The sequence below is a fragment of the Serratia sp. CY38905 genome, assembly GCF_052168875.1.
Classification (GTDB): domain Bacteria; phylum Pseudomonadota; class Gammaproteobacteria; order Enterobacterales; family Enterobacteriaceae; genus Serratia; species Serratia sarumanii.
On sequence record NZ_JBJNLV010000005.1, the window covers coordinates 276,944 to 289,762 of the forward strand.

At 62.6% G+C, this 12,819-nt stretch carries 15 protein-coding genes; 3 read left to right on the forward strand and 12 right to left on the reverse strand.

Annotation, left to right across the window (positions count from 1 at the left end):
• Nucleotides 1-13: 13 nt before the first annotated feature.
• From fliP to fliF, 11 genes are all read right to left on the reverse strand, one after another.
• Nucleotides 14-775 carry a flagellar type III secretion system pore protein FliP gene (gene fliP, locus ACJ8MK_RS14300; protein WP_025303257.1) on the reverse strand — a complete coding sequence of 254 codons (762 nt, stop codon included), beginning with the start codon at nt 773-775 and terminating at the stop codon, nt 14-16.
• Nucleotides 772-1,176 (reverse strand): flagellar biosynthetic protein FliO, encoded by a 405-nt coding sequence (gene fliO / locus ACJ8MK_RS14305; RefSeq protein WP_033647771.1) that lies wholly within the window; start codon nt 1,174-1,176, stop codon nt 772-774. The genes fliP and fliO overlap by 4 nt, the downstream gene beginning before the upstream one ends.
• Complete coding sequence (gene fliN, locus ACJ8MK_RS14310; protein WP_004934799.1) at nt 1,176-1,592, reverse strand: flagellar motor switch protein FliN; 417 nt, start codon at nt 1,590-1,592, stop codon at nt 1,176-1,178. Before fliN ends, fliO begins: the two co-directional genes overlap by 1 nt.
• Complete coding sequence (fliM, locus tag ACJ8MK_RS14315) at nt 1,585-2,589, reverse strand: flagellar motor switch protein FliM (protein ID WP_033634981.1); 1,005 nt, start codon at nt 2,587-2,589, stop codon at nt 1,585-1,587. The genes fliN and fliM overlap by 8 nt, the downstream gene beginning before the upstream one ends.
• A gap of 5 nt (nt 2,590-2,594) precedes the next feature.
• Nucleotides 2,595-3,080 (reverse strand): flagellar basal body-associated protein FliL, encoded by a 486-nt coding sequence (gene fliL / locus ACJ8MK_RS14320; protein ID WP_033634980.1) that lies wholly within the window; start codon nt 3,078-3,080, stop codon nt 2,595-2,597.
• 165 nt (nt 3,081-3,245) lie between these two features.
• Nucleotides 3,246-4,478 (reverse strand): flagellar hook-length control protein FliK, encoded by a 1,233-nt coding sequence (locus tag ACJ8MK_RS14325; protein WP_048321728.1) that lies wholly within the window; start codon nt 4,476-4,478, stop codon nt 3,246-3,248.
• Nucleotides 4,475-4,921 (reverse strand): flagellar export protein FliJ, encoded by a 447-nt coding sequence (gene fliJ / locus ACJ8MK_RS14330; RefSeq protein ID WP_047571550.1) that lies wholly within the window; start codon nt 4,919-4,921, stop codon nt 4,475-4,477. The genes ACJ8MK_RS14325 and fliJ overlap by 4 nt, the downstream gene beginning before the upstream one ends.
• A gap of 21 nt (nt 4,922-4,942) precedes the next feature.
• Nucleotides 4,943-6,304, reverse strand: coding sequence for a flagellar protein export ATPase FliI (gene fliI / locus ACJ8MK_RS14335; protein ID WP_033634977.1), 1,362 nt, complete (start codon nt 6,302-6,304; stop codon nt 4,943-4,945).
• Nucleotides 6,304-7,008, reverse strand: a complete 705-nt coding sequence (gene fliH, locus ACJ8MK_RS14340; protein WP_308325829.1) for a flagellar assembly protein FliH — start codon at nt 7,006-7,008, stop codon at nt 6,304-6,306. Before fliH ends, fliI begins: the two co-directional genes overlap by 1 nt.
• Nucleotides 7,001-7,993 (reverse strand): flagellar motor switch protein FliG, encoded by a 993-nt coding sequence (gene fliG / locus ACJ8MK_RS14345; RefSeq protein WP_033634975.1) that lies wholly within the window; start codon nt 7,991-7,993, stop codon nt 7,001-7,003. The genes fliH and fliG overlap by 8 nt, the downstream gene beginning before the upstream one ends.
• Nucleotides 7,990-9,696 carry a flagellar basal-body MS-ring/collar protein FliF gene (fliF, locus tag ACJ8MK_RS14350; protein WP_442517842.1) on the reverse strand — a complete coding sequence of 569 codons (1,707 nt, stop codon included), beginning with the start codon at nt 9,694-9,696 and terminating at the stop codon, nt 7,990-7,992. Before fliF ends, fliG begins: the two co-directional genes overlap by 4 nt.
• A 314-nt stretch (nt 9,697-10,010) precedes the next feature.
• On the opposite strand from fliF, the gene fliE reads away from it, so the two are divergent.
• A complete protein-coding gene (gene fliE, locus ACJ8MK_RS14355) occupies nt 10,011-10,325 on the forward strand; it encodes a flagellar hook-basal body complex protein FliE (protein WP_033638515.1) in 315 nt (104 codons plus the stop codon).
• 80 nt (nt 10,326-10,405) lie between these two features.
• Nucleotides 10,406-10,606, forward strand: coding sequence for a hypothetical protein (locus ACJ8MK_RS14360; RefSeq protein WP_033653644.1), 201 nt, complete (start codon nt 10,406-10,408; stop codon nt 10,604-10,606).
• A 180-nt stretch (nt 10,607-10,786) separates the two neighbouring features.
• Here ACJ8MK_RS14360 and ACJ8MK_RS14365 read toward each other — a convergent pair whose 3' ends face one another.
• Nucleotides 10,787-11,386 carry an FMN-dependent NADH-azoreductase gene (locus tag ACJ8MK_RS14365; RefSeq protein ID WP_049194674.1) on the reverse strand — a complete coding sequence of 200 codons (600 nt, stop codon included), beginning with the start codon at nt 11,384-11,386 and terminating at the stop codon, nt 10,787-10,789.
• Nucleotides 11,387-11,514: 128 nt separating this feature from the next.
• Between ACJ8MK_RS14365 and ACJ8MK_RS14370 the strand changes: the two genes are divergently transcribed.
• The gene (locus ACJ8MK_RS14370; RefSeq protein WP_041035602.1) at nt 11,515-12,435 is read left to right on the forward strand and encodes a LysR family transcriptional regulator; all 921 of its coding nucleotides are present in this window, start codon (nt 11,515-11,517) and stop codon (nt 12,433-12,435) included.
• Nucleotides 12,436-12,819: the final 384 nt, after the last annotated feature.

Sequence of the window (12,819 nt, forward strand, 5' to 3'; positions counted from 1 at the left end):
CTCCGGTCGGGGGTTACGAATAGAAACTCTGCGCCAGCGAGCCGAGCAGCAGCTGCCAGCCATCGACCAGCACGAACAGCATCAGCTTGAACGGCAGCGAGATGGTGGCCGGCGGCACCATCATCATCCCCAGCGCCATCAGCACGCTGGCGACCACCAGGTCGATAATCAGGAACGGAATGAACACCGTAAAGCCGATCTGGAAGGCGGTTTTCAGTTCGCTGGTGACGTAGGCGGGCAGCAGGATGCGCATCGGCACCGCTTCCGGGCCGGCCAGCGGCGGCTGATTGGCCAGCCTGGCGTACAGCGCCAGATCGGTTTCGCGCGTTTGGCGCAGCATGAATTCGCGCAGCGGCTGCGCGCCTTTATCCAGCGCGACCTCCAACCCGATCTTGTCCTGGCTGAACGGCAGGTAGGCGTCCTGATAGACCTTATCGAACACCGGCGACATAATGAAGAAGGTGAGGAACAATGCCAGCCCCAACATCACCTGATTCGGCGGCGCCGACGGGGTGCCCAGCGCGTTGCGCAGCAGCCCGAGCACGATGATGATGCGGGTAAAGCTGGTCATCATCAGCAGCATGGCGGGCAGGAAAGTCAGCGAGGTCAACAGCACCAGCGTCTGCACCGGCAGCGACCAGCTTTGGCCGCCGTTGGCCAGCGGCTGGCTGATCAGCCCCGGCAGTTGCGCCAAAGCCGCCGGGCTGATGAACAGCAGGGCGGCAGGGAGCCAAACCGCCGGACGGCGGACGAGGGTATGAAGAGTCGAGGTCATGCCGATTTTTCCGGGCGTTTCAGAACTTTTTGCATCAGTTGGCGGAAGTCCGCCGGCGTCGCCGCGTCGGCCGCGCCCTCGTCTTTCGGCGGGGCGGGCAGGGTGTGCAGCGGGGTGATCTGCTGGGCGGTGACGCCCAATACCAGCAAGGTGTCGTCGACTTCCACCACCACCACGCGCTCGCGCTGCCCGACCTGGCAACTGGCGCGCAGGTTGAGCAGCTTGTTGTTGCGCGCCTGCGGGGCGAAGCCCAGCCGGCGGAACAGCCAACCGGCCAGCAGGATCAGCAGCAGAATGCCGCCGAGCGCGCTGCTGACCTGCATCAACACCGAACCGGCCGGCAAGGCCGGCGCGGCGGGTGGTTGGCTGCTTTGGACGGTAACGGGCGCCGCGACGGTCATCAGCGGCTCAGTCGACGCATGCGTTCGGACGGGGTGATGATGTCGGTGATGCGCACGCCGAACTTGTCGGCCACCACCACCACTTCACCTTGTGCGATCAGGTAACCGTTGATCAGGATGTCCAGCGGCTCGCCGGCCAGGCCGTCCAGCGCTACCACCGAGCCTTGCGACAGGCGCAGCAGCTCTTTGATGGTCATCTTGGTGCGCCCCAGTTCCACGGTCAGCTTGACCGGAATATCTAGGATCAGGTCGATATCCTGCAGGCTGCCGAGCGCATCCTGAGCTTCCAGCGACTTGAACACCCCTTCGGTGCTTGCGCCGGACTTCTCTGAGGACTGCTGCTCGTTAAACGCATCAGCCCACAGATCGTCTACGGATTCCTTTCCTTCGCCAGACGGTTGCTTAGGATCACTCATTGGGCTGTTCCTCACTCAGAGCATTCAAAATAGGGTTAATCAAATGTTCAACACGCAGGGCATATTGCCCGTTCAACGTGCCGTATTGGCTGGTCAGAACCGGTACGCCGTCCACATGGGCAATCAGGCGTTCCGGCTTGTCTATCGGTAATACATCGCCCGGCTGCAGCTTCAGGACTTTCGACAGCCGCATCGGGATATCGACGAAGTTGGCGATAAGCTCCAGTTCGGAGTGCTGCACCTGCTTCACCAGCGTTTCGCGCCAATGGCTGTCTTCCTGCCGCGAGTTTTCCAGCGGCGGGTTGGTCAACAGCTCGCGCAGCGGCTCAATCATGGCGAACGGAATGCAGATGTTGAACTCGCCGGTCAGCGCGCCGATCTCCACCTGGAACGGCGTGGTGACCACGATATCGTTCGGCGAAGTGGTGATGTTGGTGAACTTCACCTGCATTTCGGCGCGCACGTACTCCACGTCGATCTTGTAGATGGCGCTCCAGGCGTCGCCGTAGGCGTCCAGCGCCAGGCGCAGCATGCGCTTGATCACCCGCTGTTCGGTCGGGGTGAACTCGCGGCCTTCGACCTTGGTCGGGAAGCGGCCGTCGCCGCCGAACAGGTTATCGACGGCGATGAACACCAGGCTCGGCGCGAACACGAACAGGGCGGTGCCGCGCAGCGGGTTCAGATGCACCAGGTTCAGGTTGGTCGGCACCGGCAGGTTGCGGGCGAACTCGTGATACGGCTGGATTTTGATCGGGCCGACGGTAATGTCCGGGCTGCGGCGCAGCAGGTTGAACAACCCCATGCGGAACTGCCGGGCAAAACGTTCATTGATGATTTCCAGCGCGTGCAGACGCTCGCGCACCACGCGGCGCTGGGTGGTCGGATCGTAAGGCTTGACCTCGCTCTCTTTGCCGACTATCGCTTCGGGTTCATCACCCGCGCTGTCGCCGTTGAGCAAGGCGTCGATCTCTGCCTGTGAAAGAATGCTGTCGCCCATAGTGATTACCGCAGTATGAAGGCGGTGAACAGCACATCGCTGACCACCTGCTTCGGTTGTCCCTTAACCAGCGGCGGGCTGAGCACGTCCTTAATCTGCGCCACCAACCGTTGCTTCCCTTGTTCATTGGCCAGCTGGCTCGCTTCCTGGCGGGAGAGCAGCATCAGCAGACGGCTGCGCACTTCCGGCAGAAAATCGTTCAGCTGACGGCGGGTACTTTCGTCCGGCAGACGCAGCGTGAGGCCGATGTACAGCACGCGATCCGGGTTGTTGTCCGGCGTCACCAGGTTGACGGTAAAGGTGTCGAGCGGCATGAACACCGGCGCGGCCGGCGGTTGCTGTTTGGCGGCGGCCGGTTCGGCGCCGTTTTTATGCTGTTGCAGCAGCCACCAGCTGTAGCCCGCGGCGCCACAGGCGACGACGCTGATCAACACCAGCAGGATGACCAGAAGGGAGCGTTTCGGTGCTGCGGGAAGGGTGTTCTGAGACATAGCCAAATCTAATTCCTGTTGTTCCACCCGCGGCCGGCGAGGCGGCGGGCATAGCGCGCGGCAAAGCCGCACGCATGACATGTAAAGGTATTATCGCGTCTATTGCGGCGTGCAATAGCCTGAATAGACGCGGAAATGGGTGCCAGCTTGGGCGTTTGCGGCGGCTCAGGCGAAAATATCGACGCCGTTGACCGCACTGGCCATGCGCTGCAGCGCCACCGGTGCGCTGACGCCCTCGGCGGCCGCAGCGTCACCGCCATGATGTTCCGCATAGCTGGCACGCCCCTGGCCGTTGGAAGCCTGCTGCTGCGCCTGTTGCTGCCATTGCGGCGTGGACTCGCCGCCCACGCTGCTTTGCCCCAGGTTGATGCCGCTCTCCGCCAGCGCGTGACGCAGCTGCGGCATCGCCGCTTCCACCGCCGCACGCACCTGGCCGTGAGCGGAGGCGATGTGCAGCTGCGCCTGCTGATCGTCCAGCTTCAGCGTGATCTGCAGGGCGCCCAACTCCTGCGGGTGCAGGCGCAGCTCGGCGCTCTGCTGGCCGTTGCGGTGGAACATCAGCACCTGTTGGCTCAACGCCTGCTGCCACTCCGGGCTGCCCAGCTGCGCGTTGAGCTGCGGCGCAGGCGGCGCGGTCACCAGTGCGCTGGCCGGGGCGGCGGTTTGCGTCGGGCTGGCGGCGGCCAGGGCGACGGCGTGATTGAGCGGCGGCGGCTGTGGCGTATCGCCCGCCTGTAGCGGTTGTGCGGTGCTTGCGCGTTCGCCGTTGGTCGGTTGCGGGAGCACCGCCGTGGCAATATCGCCGTCGGCGGCAGGCGTTTTCGCGCCCGTCGGCGACGGAGCAGGGGATGCCGATGAATGTGTGGCGGTTTTATCACCGGCCGCCGCGATGTTCAGCTGGCCGTTGCCGGGCTGCAGCGCAGTTGCTTCGTCAGCGCTATCCACCGGCAGCGAGCGTTGGCCTTCGGCTGGCTGAGTCTGGGCGACGATCGCGGCCGGCAGCATGGCGTACAGCGCCTGCAGCGTAGCGGCATCCAGCTCTTTGGCGGCGGCGATCGGCGGCTGCGCCGGTTTGTCGCCGGCGGCGGGCGCCTCGCCCTCGGCGCCCTCAGGCGAAAGCGCGTTGGCTGCGGTTGTCGGGTTCTGCAGCAGGCCGCCGCGCTCGCCGAAGGTGGCCAGCAGCTGATTGAGCTGGTTGCGGCTCAGGGCCGGGGCGCGTTCATCGTCCGTGCTCAGCGCGACCGGCGGCTGTTTGCCGTCGGCGGCGGGTGCGAAACGGGCGCCGAGCAGCTGGGCGAAAGCGGACGACAGCTGGCTCTCATCCAGCGCCGAGGTCAGTTCGGCCAGGCCGCCGGCGTCGCCGGGTAAGGCCAGGCCGGGCAGGGCGTTCAGATTCATGGGTTGATATTCCTTTGTGCACTGCGTTGAGCGAACTCATCCATCAGTTTTTGATCCCGTTTGTTCTCCTGCTGCTGCTCCGCCGTTATGGCGCGGGTATGCAGGGTCTCGAAAGCGTTCAACCGCTGTTGTTTGTCTTGCCATTGCTTCACCGCATGATCCACTTTCTGCCCCCACTGCAGCAGCTGCTGGCGGTGCTGGTCGATGGCCTGTTCCAGCGTGCCGATAAACTGCTGGTAGTTTTGCCAGCGTGAGCTGTCCATGCCGTCGCAGAGCGTATGATTCAGCTTCTGGCGGTATTCGTCCTGATAGTTGAGCAGCATCGACAGCTGTTGCTCCGCCGCCTGCTGCGCCTGCCGTACCTGGCCCAGCTGTTGCGCGGCCTGTTCCACCGCATCCTGCGCCAGATCGCGCAGGGTAATCAGGGGTGACTGTGATTTCATCGCTGTGCGCCTCTGGTGACGTTAAACAATCAACTGCTGCAGCTGTTGACAGGCTTCATCGTAGCCGCTGCGTTCAAAGATGCCCTGTTGCAGGTAAGCTTCCATTTGCGGATACAGCGTCATCGCTTTGTCCAGCAACGGATCGCTGCCCGCCGCGTAGGCGCCGACGCTGATCAGATCGCGGTTGCGCTGATAGCTGGCCAGCATCTGTTTGAAGGTGCGCACCCGGCGGTAATGCTCTTCGTCGATCAGCGACGTCATGGCGCGGCTGATTGACGCTTCGATGTCGATCGCCGGGTAGTGGCCGGCTTCCGCCAGGCGCCGGGACAGCACCACGTGACCATCGAGGATGGCGCGCGCCGAGTCGGCGATCGGGTCTTGCTGATCGTCCCCTTCGGTCAACACGGTGTAGAAGGCGGTGATGGAACCGCCGCCGCTGATGCCGTTGCCCGCGCGTTCCACCAGCGCAGGCAGCTTGGCGAAGACCGACGGCGGGTAGCCTTTGGTCGCCGGCGGCTCGCCGATGGCCAGGGCGATCTCACGCTGCGCCATGGCGTAGCGGGTGAGGGAATCCATGATCAGCAACACATGCTGCCCGCGATCGCGGAAATCTTCGGCGATGCGGGTGGCGTAGGCCGCCCCCTGCATGCGCAGCAGCGGCGAGACGTCCGCCGGCGCGGCGATCACCACCGATCGCGCCCGGCCTTCGGCGCCGAGAATGTTCTCGATAAAGTCTTTGACCTCGCGGCCACGCTCGCCGATCAGGCCAACGACGATCACATCCGCCTGGGTATAACGGGCCATCATGCCGAGCAGCACGCTCTTGCCGACGCCGGAGCCGGCGAACAGGCCCATGCGCTGGCCGCGGCCGACGGTCAGCAGGCCGTTGATGGTGCGCACCCCCACGTCCAGCACCTGCTCGATCGGCGTGCGCTGCAAGGGGTTGAACGGTGCGGTGATCAGCGGCGCGCGGTAACCGGTTTCCGGTGAAGGCAGGCCGTCGAGCGGTTTGGCGCTGCCGTCCAGCACCCGCCCCAACAGGGCCGGGCCGAGCGGCAGCTGTTTGCCGGCGCTTTGGCCTTCCGGCGCGATGCGAGCGTAAACCCGCGCGCCCGGCACGATGCCCTCCACCTCTTCCAGCGGCATCAGGAACAGCCGCTGGCCGTTGAAGCCGACCACTTCGCTTTCCACTTCCTGCACCTCACCGGCGTCGTGCCGTTCGATGAGGCAGGTCGCGCCGAGCGGCAGCTGCAGGCCGGTGGCTTCTAACACCAATCCGGTGGCGCGGGTCAGGCGACCGTAGCGGCGCACCATCGGCGCGCGCGCGATGCGTTTTTCCAGCGTATCCAGAGAGCTCAGCCAGCGGCCGAGACGCGCGGTCATCAGACTTCTCCCGGTGCCGCCAGGCGGCACAGTTCATGCCAGCGCGTCGCCAGGCTGGCGTCGAGATCGCCTTCCTCGGCGCTGACCTTGCAGCCGCCCGGATGCAGTTCGCCGTCCGCCAACAGGCGCCAGCCGTGCAGGCTGAGGGTGACCCCCAACTGCTGCTCGACCCGCGAGTAGTCGTCCGGGTGCACCCGCAGCTGCGGCTTGCCGTTGAACATCGGTTCCTGCTGGATCAGCTGTTGGATCTGCGCCAGCAGGGCGGTGCCGTCGCACACCGGCGGCTGGCCCAGCACCTGCTTGGCGGCGGTCAGCGCCAGCTGCATCAGCCGCGAAGCGATCACGCTGTCGAGCGCGTCCAGCGTGTGCTGGAATTCGGTGATCAGCTGCTGCCAGTGGGCGGTCAGCGGCTGTTGCTGCTGTTGCGCTTCCAGCAGCCCTTGCTGGCGGCCTTCCTCCAGTCCGGACTGAAAACCGGCCTCATAGCCTTTTTGCTGGCCGTCGGCATAGCCCAACTGCTGGCCCTGTTGCTCCGCCTGCAGGCGCAGCGTCGCCAACTGCTGCTGCAATTCGGTCTGTGCGTCCGGCGACGGATCGTCAAGTTCGAGATCCGGCAACTGCGGCAGTTCGATCGCCGGTTTCTGTTCGCCCAGATCGTTGAGCGACCAGGGCTGCCAGGGCAGGGTGTTAATGCGATCAGACATAGGTGTCCTCGCCGCCGCCGATGATCATTTCGCCGCTTTCCGCCAGGCGTCTCACCACCAGCAGGATGGCTTTCTGCTCGTTCTCCACCTGCGACATGCGCACCGGCCCACGGTTGGCCAGATCGTCGCGCAGGATGTCGGCGGCGCGTTGCGACATGTTCTTGAGGAACTTCTCGCGCAGCGGCTGTTCGGCGCCTTTCAACGCGATCAGCAGCGACTCGCCTTCCACTTCCTGCAGCAGGCGTTGGATACTGCGATCGTCGACTTCCACCAGGTTTTCGAACAGGAACATCTCGTCGATGATCTTCTGCGCCAGCTCGCCGTCGTATTCGCGCATCGCGTCGATGACCGCTTCTTCCTGCTGGGTTTTCATCAGGTTGATGATCTCGGCGGCGGTGCGCACCCCGCCCATTTTGCTGCGTTTGAGGTTCTGGCCGTCGAGCAGGTTGTTCAGCACTTCGGTCAGCTCCGCCAGCGCCGCCGGCTGCACGCCGCCGAAGGTGGCGATACGCAGCATCACGTCGTTGCGCAGGCGTTCGTCGAACAGAGCCAGGATATCCGCCGCCTGGCCGCGTTTGAGGTGCACCAGGATGGTGGCGATGATCTGCGGGTGTTCGTCGCGGATCAGATCGGCGGCGCTCTGCGGCTCCATAAAGTTGAGCGTTTCCATGCCGGTGGTGGTCTCGCGCGATTCGAGAATGTCTTCCAGCAGGCTGGCGGCGCGCTCTTCGCCCAGCGCCTTGACCAGCACCGAACGCAGGTAGTCGCTGGCGTTGACGCTCAGCGCCGCGTATTGCTCGGCGTCGTCTTCGAACTCGGTCAGTATTTCACCGAGCTGTTTGTGTGAAACCTGGCTCATGCCGGCCATGGTGCCGCTCAGCAGCTGTACTTCGCGCGAGGAGAGGTGTTTGAACACCTCCGCCGCGCGATCTTCACCCAGCGTCATCAGCAGGATGGCGCTTTTGTCGGTTCCGGTCAGGCTCATATCTCGTTACTCATCCATTGGCGGATTACCAGAGCGACCACGCGTGGGTCTTTGTCAGCCAGATCGCGGATCCGCTGGCTCTGGACTTCTGCGCTGACGCGCTGCTGCGATTTACGACGCTGCGCCAGCTCCTCGTTGCTCGGTTTGCTGCTGTCGACCGGTTTGGCGGCAGGGGCGTTGGCGGCGGCGACGGCGGCCTGTTGCGCCGCCTGGCGCTGTTGCAGCTGCGGCCGCACCAGTTTGCGCCACAGCAGCCAGGCCACCAGCAGCACCAGCAGATAGCGGCCCGCGTCGATCAGGCGATCGATAAACGACTGGCTTTGCCAGAACGGCAGTTCGCCACCGGTCACCTGAGTGTCGGTAAACGGCGTGTTGACCACGTTCAGGGTGTCGCCACGGCTGCTGGAGTAGCCCATCGCTTCACGCACCAGCGCTTCGATCTGCGCCAGCTGCTCTTTGCTCATCGGCTGCGGTTTGCCGTCTTTATCGGTGCCCAGATAGTTGACCACCACGGCGACCGACAGACGCTGCACGGTGCCGGCTTTTTGCTGGGTGTGACGAATGGTGCGGTCGAGCTCGTAGTTGGTGGTCGCGTCACGACGGGTATTTTGCGGCACGCCGTTGGCCGCCCCGCTGCGGGTGGTCGCGGCGTTTTGTGCGGTCGCGTTGGCATTGGCATTGTTGCCTGCTGCGGTGGCCGGCTTGGCGGTCTCAATTGGCGCGGTGGCCGGCGCGCTCGGCTGATTGGACAGCGCGCCCGGCACACCGCCCACCTGTGGCCCGCCGATCTGCTCGCTCAGGCTGGTTTGCTGCGAGCGGATAGCGGCTTTGTCCGGCTGCTGGTTCGGCTGGTACTGCTCATCGGTTTGTTCGCGAGTGGCGAAATCGATCTGTGCCGTGACCTGCGCACGCACGTTGGCGCTGCCGACCACCGGGGCGAGGATCGCTTCGATGCGGCGCTGGAAGCCGTTTTCCACTTCGTTGGCGTATTTCAGCTGCGAGGCGTTGAGATCGCGCCCGGTGCCGTCGGACTGCGTCAGCAGGCGCCCGGCCTGATCGACCACGGTCACGTTGCCCGGCGGCAGGCCGGCGACGCTGCTCGACACCATATAAACGATGGCGTTGATCTGGCCGTCGTCCAACGCACGGCCGGGTTGCAGGGTCAGCGTCACCGAGGCGGAAGGGGATTTCTGTTCGCGCACGAACAGCGAAGGTTTAGGCAGCGCCAGGTGAACGCGGGCGTTTTGCACCGGCCCCAGCGATTCGATAGTGCGCGACAGCTCGCCCTCAAGGGCGCGCTGATAGTTGATCTGTTCGCTGAATTGGCTGATGCCGAATTTTTCCTGATCCAGCAGTTCGAAGCCGACGGCGCCGCCCTTCGGCAGCCCTTGCTGCGCGAGGCGCAGGCGGGTTTCATGCACCTTTTCCGCCGGGATCAGCAGCGCCGCGCCATTCTCGGCGAAGCGGTAAGGGATATTCATCTGCGTCAGCTGGGTGACGATGGCGCCACCGTCGCGGTCGTTCAGATTGCTGTACAGCACGCGGTAGTCAGGGCTTTTCACCCACAACAGCAGCGCGACAACGATGGCGATCGCGGCGGAGGCGGCGACCAGCAACGGAATTTTCGGGTTGGCGCGCAGACGATTCCAGATGGCCTGCAGGCCGTTGTCGCGGCTTTCGCCGGCGGTTATCGAAGCACTCATTTTAGGTCTCGTCCTTCAATGGCGCTCACGATCCCGTATGGGCCGCTGAGCAGCTCCCTGCCAGGCTGATGAACGGTATGGTTAGCGTTGTGTGACAAAACAGACTCCCTGATACACATATCTTCTAAATAGCGGCGCTCCCATTTCTGGGCAGGCCATTATTCGCCTTATCAGACGATTCCGATTGCCCGATAAGCCGGGTTTTTTGCAGTTAATTAGCCGCTTTAGGTCTGAAAACGCTGTGCTAGGGTGTGCATCATTGGAGAAGTGCAGGGTGAAACGTCACCCGGCGAGACGAGATGATTGAGGACCAGATGGCGATTCAGGGCATTGAAGGGGTGCTGCAGCAGATGCAGACCATGGCGGTTCAGGCCGGCAAGATGGGGCAGAATACGGCGCCGCAGGGCGTCAGCTTCGCCAGCGAACTGACTGCGGCGCTCGGCAAGATCAGCGAGACCCAGCAAACGGCGCGCAAGCAGGCGCAGGATTTCGAACTGGGCGTGCCGGGCATCAGCCTGAACGATGTGATGGTCGATCTGCAGAAATCATCGGTCTCGCTGCAGCTGGGCGTGCAGGTGCGCAACAAGCTGGTCGCGGCCTACCAGGACATCATGAATATGCCGGTGTGATGAACGTGCCGGTCATTTTGCAGTGACATTGGGGTCGGCGCTGTTACCCTATAGCGACGGTTAATTATCAGGATAGGATGATGTGCAAATCGCTGTATCTTGCTGTGGGCATTATGGCGCTGTCCGGATGCGCCGGGCAAAACGATGACTATTCATCGGCCCAAAAAAACGCGGTTCATCAGGAAGCCGGCAAGGAATGGAAAGCGTTTGTTGCGCCGCTGTCCGTCAAAACGCAGTCGCCCGGCGAGCGAGAAATGAAACGCGCTGCCCGCCACGATTGAACCCGCGGCTCCGGTAGCATTTCATTATCGCAGGCAAAAAAAACCAGCTATCGGAATAGCTGGCTCAAAGTGCGATAAAACTTTATGTGATGTAGGAGCGTCGACACCTCATCGAGGTGGCGTCGACGTGGTCATCATATTTGTTATGTTATAACAAATCAATGCTACCGTGCGTTTGCTTCAGCCCACCAACGCCACGATCCGCTGGTGGGCGTTCGCCAGCCCCTGAGTGAGGCCGTGCGGTTTCATATCCAGCCCTTCGGCATAGATAAACTGCACCTCGCCGATCCCCATCAGCCCCAGTACCGAGCGCAGATAGGGCGTCACGGCGTCGGTCGGCTGGCCGGCGTGTACGCCGCCGCGTGAACTGAACACCACTGCATTGACGCCTTCCACCAGCCCGACCGGGTAGGTGGCGGTATAGTTGAACGTCAGCCGGGCGCGGGCCACCAGATCGAACCAGTTTTTCAGCTGGGTCGGGACGTTGAGGTTGTACATCGGCGCGCCGATCAGCAGCAGATCGCTCCCTTTCAGTTCGGCGATCAACCGATCGGAAAGCGCCACCGCCGCTTTGGCGCGTGGGCTGATGTTATCTGCGCCGCGCAGCGCACTGAACAGCTCGCCGTCCAATACCGGCAGATCCAACGCCGTCAGATCGTGTTCGACGATCTGATCTTCATATCCTTTGGCCCGACGTTCCGCCAGATAGCGGTCAATCAGGTTGTTGGTCTGCGAGTCGTTTCCCATAATGCTGGATTTGAGCACCAGTATTTTTTTCATGCTGTTGTCCTCAGACGGTAATTGGCGGTTTCACCGGGCATTCCGGAATGACTGCAGGTTATCATTGCTCGATATTCACCAGTGGTGATAGGTTTTCACTTCATTGATTCCAATTTGGAAGCATTAAGATGAAAAGCGATCTCAGCGCGCTGCCGGCCTTTGTCGCCGTGGCGGAAGGCGGCAGCTTTGCTGCCGCCGCAGAAAAACTGCATCTGACGCGCTCCGCGGTCAGCAAAATCGTGTCGCGGCTTGAGGCGCGGCTTGGCGTGATGTTGTTTATGCGCACCACCCGCAGCCTGAGCCTGACGGATGAAGGGGCGCTGTACTATGAGCACTGTCGGCAGGCGTTGGCGAACGTTCAGGCGGCGGAAAACCAGCTGGACAGCGGCAAGATGCAGGTCAGCGGCCGGCTCAGGATCTCGATGCCGGTGTTGTTCGGCCATCTGTGTATTGCGCCTTTGATGACGGCGCTGGCGAATGAGCATCCGTTACTGTCGTTGGAAATTTCGTTCAGCGACCGCAGGATCGATCTGATCGACGAGGGGTTCGATCTGGCGGTTCGCATCGGCGAACTGGCGGACAGCGGGAGTCTGGTTGCCCGACGCCTGGGCGAACACGGCATGCTGCTGTGCGCTTCGCCCGACTACGTGCAGCGCTGCGGCGCACCGACTTCGGTGGAGGCATTAAGCCGGCATCAGGCGGTGGGGTATCTGCACGCCGGCGCCGTGTTGCCCTGGCAACTTCGCGGTGAAAACGGCGAGCTGCGGCCGTTCAGGCCACCGGCCAAGATGATGATGGATGACATGCAGGGGATCGTCGATGCCGTTTCCGCCGGCGCCGGTATTGCCTGGCTGCCGGAGTGGCTGGTACGCGATCGGCTGATGGCCGGGACGCTGGTGGAGATCATGCGCGGTGAGTCCAGCCTCAGTTTTCCGGTGAATGCAGTGTGGCCCTATATGCCTTACCAACCGCTCAAAGTGCGGCTGGCGGTGGACAAACTGGTGGCGGAGCTGCCGGGAAAATTGGCGCTTGCTGCGCCGCTCCGGTAATGGCCGGCGCGACAGCCGACAGGAAATGGGCGTTAATGTACCGAATAGAGGGACGAAAACGGCGCTGTCAGGCTTATTGGGTGCGCAGCCAGCCGTTTATTATGGCCCGATTAGTAGGGTTATTATTCGAGGCAGGTCAATGAGCACTAAAAGCGAATCCAGATGGCGTCTGATCAGTATTTTAATGCTGACGGTACTCGTCGTGTTAATTGGCGTTCTGGTTAAACTGGACTGAAGTCTGGCCAGGCGATAAAAAGCCTGGCCGTTTTATTGTGCGGTAAGCAAACGCACCCTCTGTTCTTCATACGGCAATACCAACAGCCACAGCACCAACAAACGTGATTGGCAGAGAAAAAATAATCGCTTTTCATTACGCATCATTTA

Bases quoted from the DNA above. Each gene is read 5' to 3' on its own strand.
- ACJ8MK_RS14325 (WP_048321728.1), bottom strand. From the start codon at position 4,478: ATGAATCTGAACGCCCTGCCCGGCCTGGCCTTACCCGGCGACGCCGGC.
- ACJ8MK_RS14365 (WP_049194674.1), bottom strand. From the start codon at position 11,386: ATGAAAAAAATACTGGTGCTCAAATCCAGCATTATGGGAAACGACTCG.
- fliO (WP_033647771.1), bottom strand. From the start codon at position 1,176: ATGACCGTCGCGGCGCCCGTTACCGTCCAAAGCAGCCAACCACCCGCC.
- fliG (WP_033634975.1), bottom strand. From the start codon at position 7,993: ATGAGCCTGACCGGAACCGACAAAAGCGCCATCCTGCTGATGACGCTG.
- fliE (WP_033638515.1), top strand. From the start codon at position 10,011: ATGGCGATTCAGGGCATTGAAGGGGTGCTGCAGCAGATGCAGACCATG.
- fliM (WP_033634981.1), bottom strand. From the start codon at position 2,589: ATGGGCGACAGCATTCTTTCACAGGCAGAGATCGACGCCTTGCTCAAC.
- ACJ8MK_RS14360 (WP_033653644.1), top strand. From the start codon at position 10,406: ATGTGCAAATCGCTGTATCTTGCTGTGGGCATTATGGCGCTGTCCGGA.
- fliI (WP_033634977.1), bottom strand. From the start codon at position 6,304: ATGACCGCGCGTCTCGGCCGCTGGCTGAGCTCTCTGGATACGCTGGAA.
- ACJ8MK_RS14370 (WP_041035602.1), top strand. From the start codon at position 11,515: ATGAAAAGCGATCTCAGCGCGCTGCCGGCCTTTGTCGCCGTGGCGGAA.
- fliP (WP_025303257.1), bottom strand. From the start codon at position 775: ATGACCTCGACTCTTCATACCCTCGTCCGCCGTCCGGCGGTTTGGCTC.
- fliH (WP_308325829.1), bottom strand. From the start codon at position 7,008: ATGTCTGATCGCATTAACACCCTGCCCTGGCAGCCCTGGTCGCTCAAC.
- fliF (WP_442517842.1), bottom strand. From the start codon at position 9,696: ATGAGTGCTTCGATAACCGCCGGCGAAAGCCGCGACAACGGCCTGCAG.
- fliJ (WP_047571550.1), bottom strand. From the start codon at position 4,921: ATGAAATCACAGTCACCCCTGATTACCCTGCGCGATCTGGCGCAGGAT.
- fliN (WP_004934799.1), bottom strand. From the start codon at position 1,592: ATGAGTGATCCTAAGCAACCGTCTGGCGAAGGAAAGGAATCCGTAGAC.
- fliL (WP_033634980.1), bottom strand. From the start codon at position 3,080: ATGTCTCAGAACACCCTTCCCGCAGCACCGAAACGCTCCCTTCTGGTC.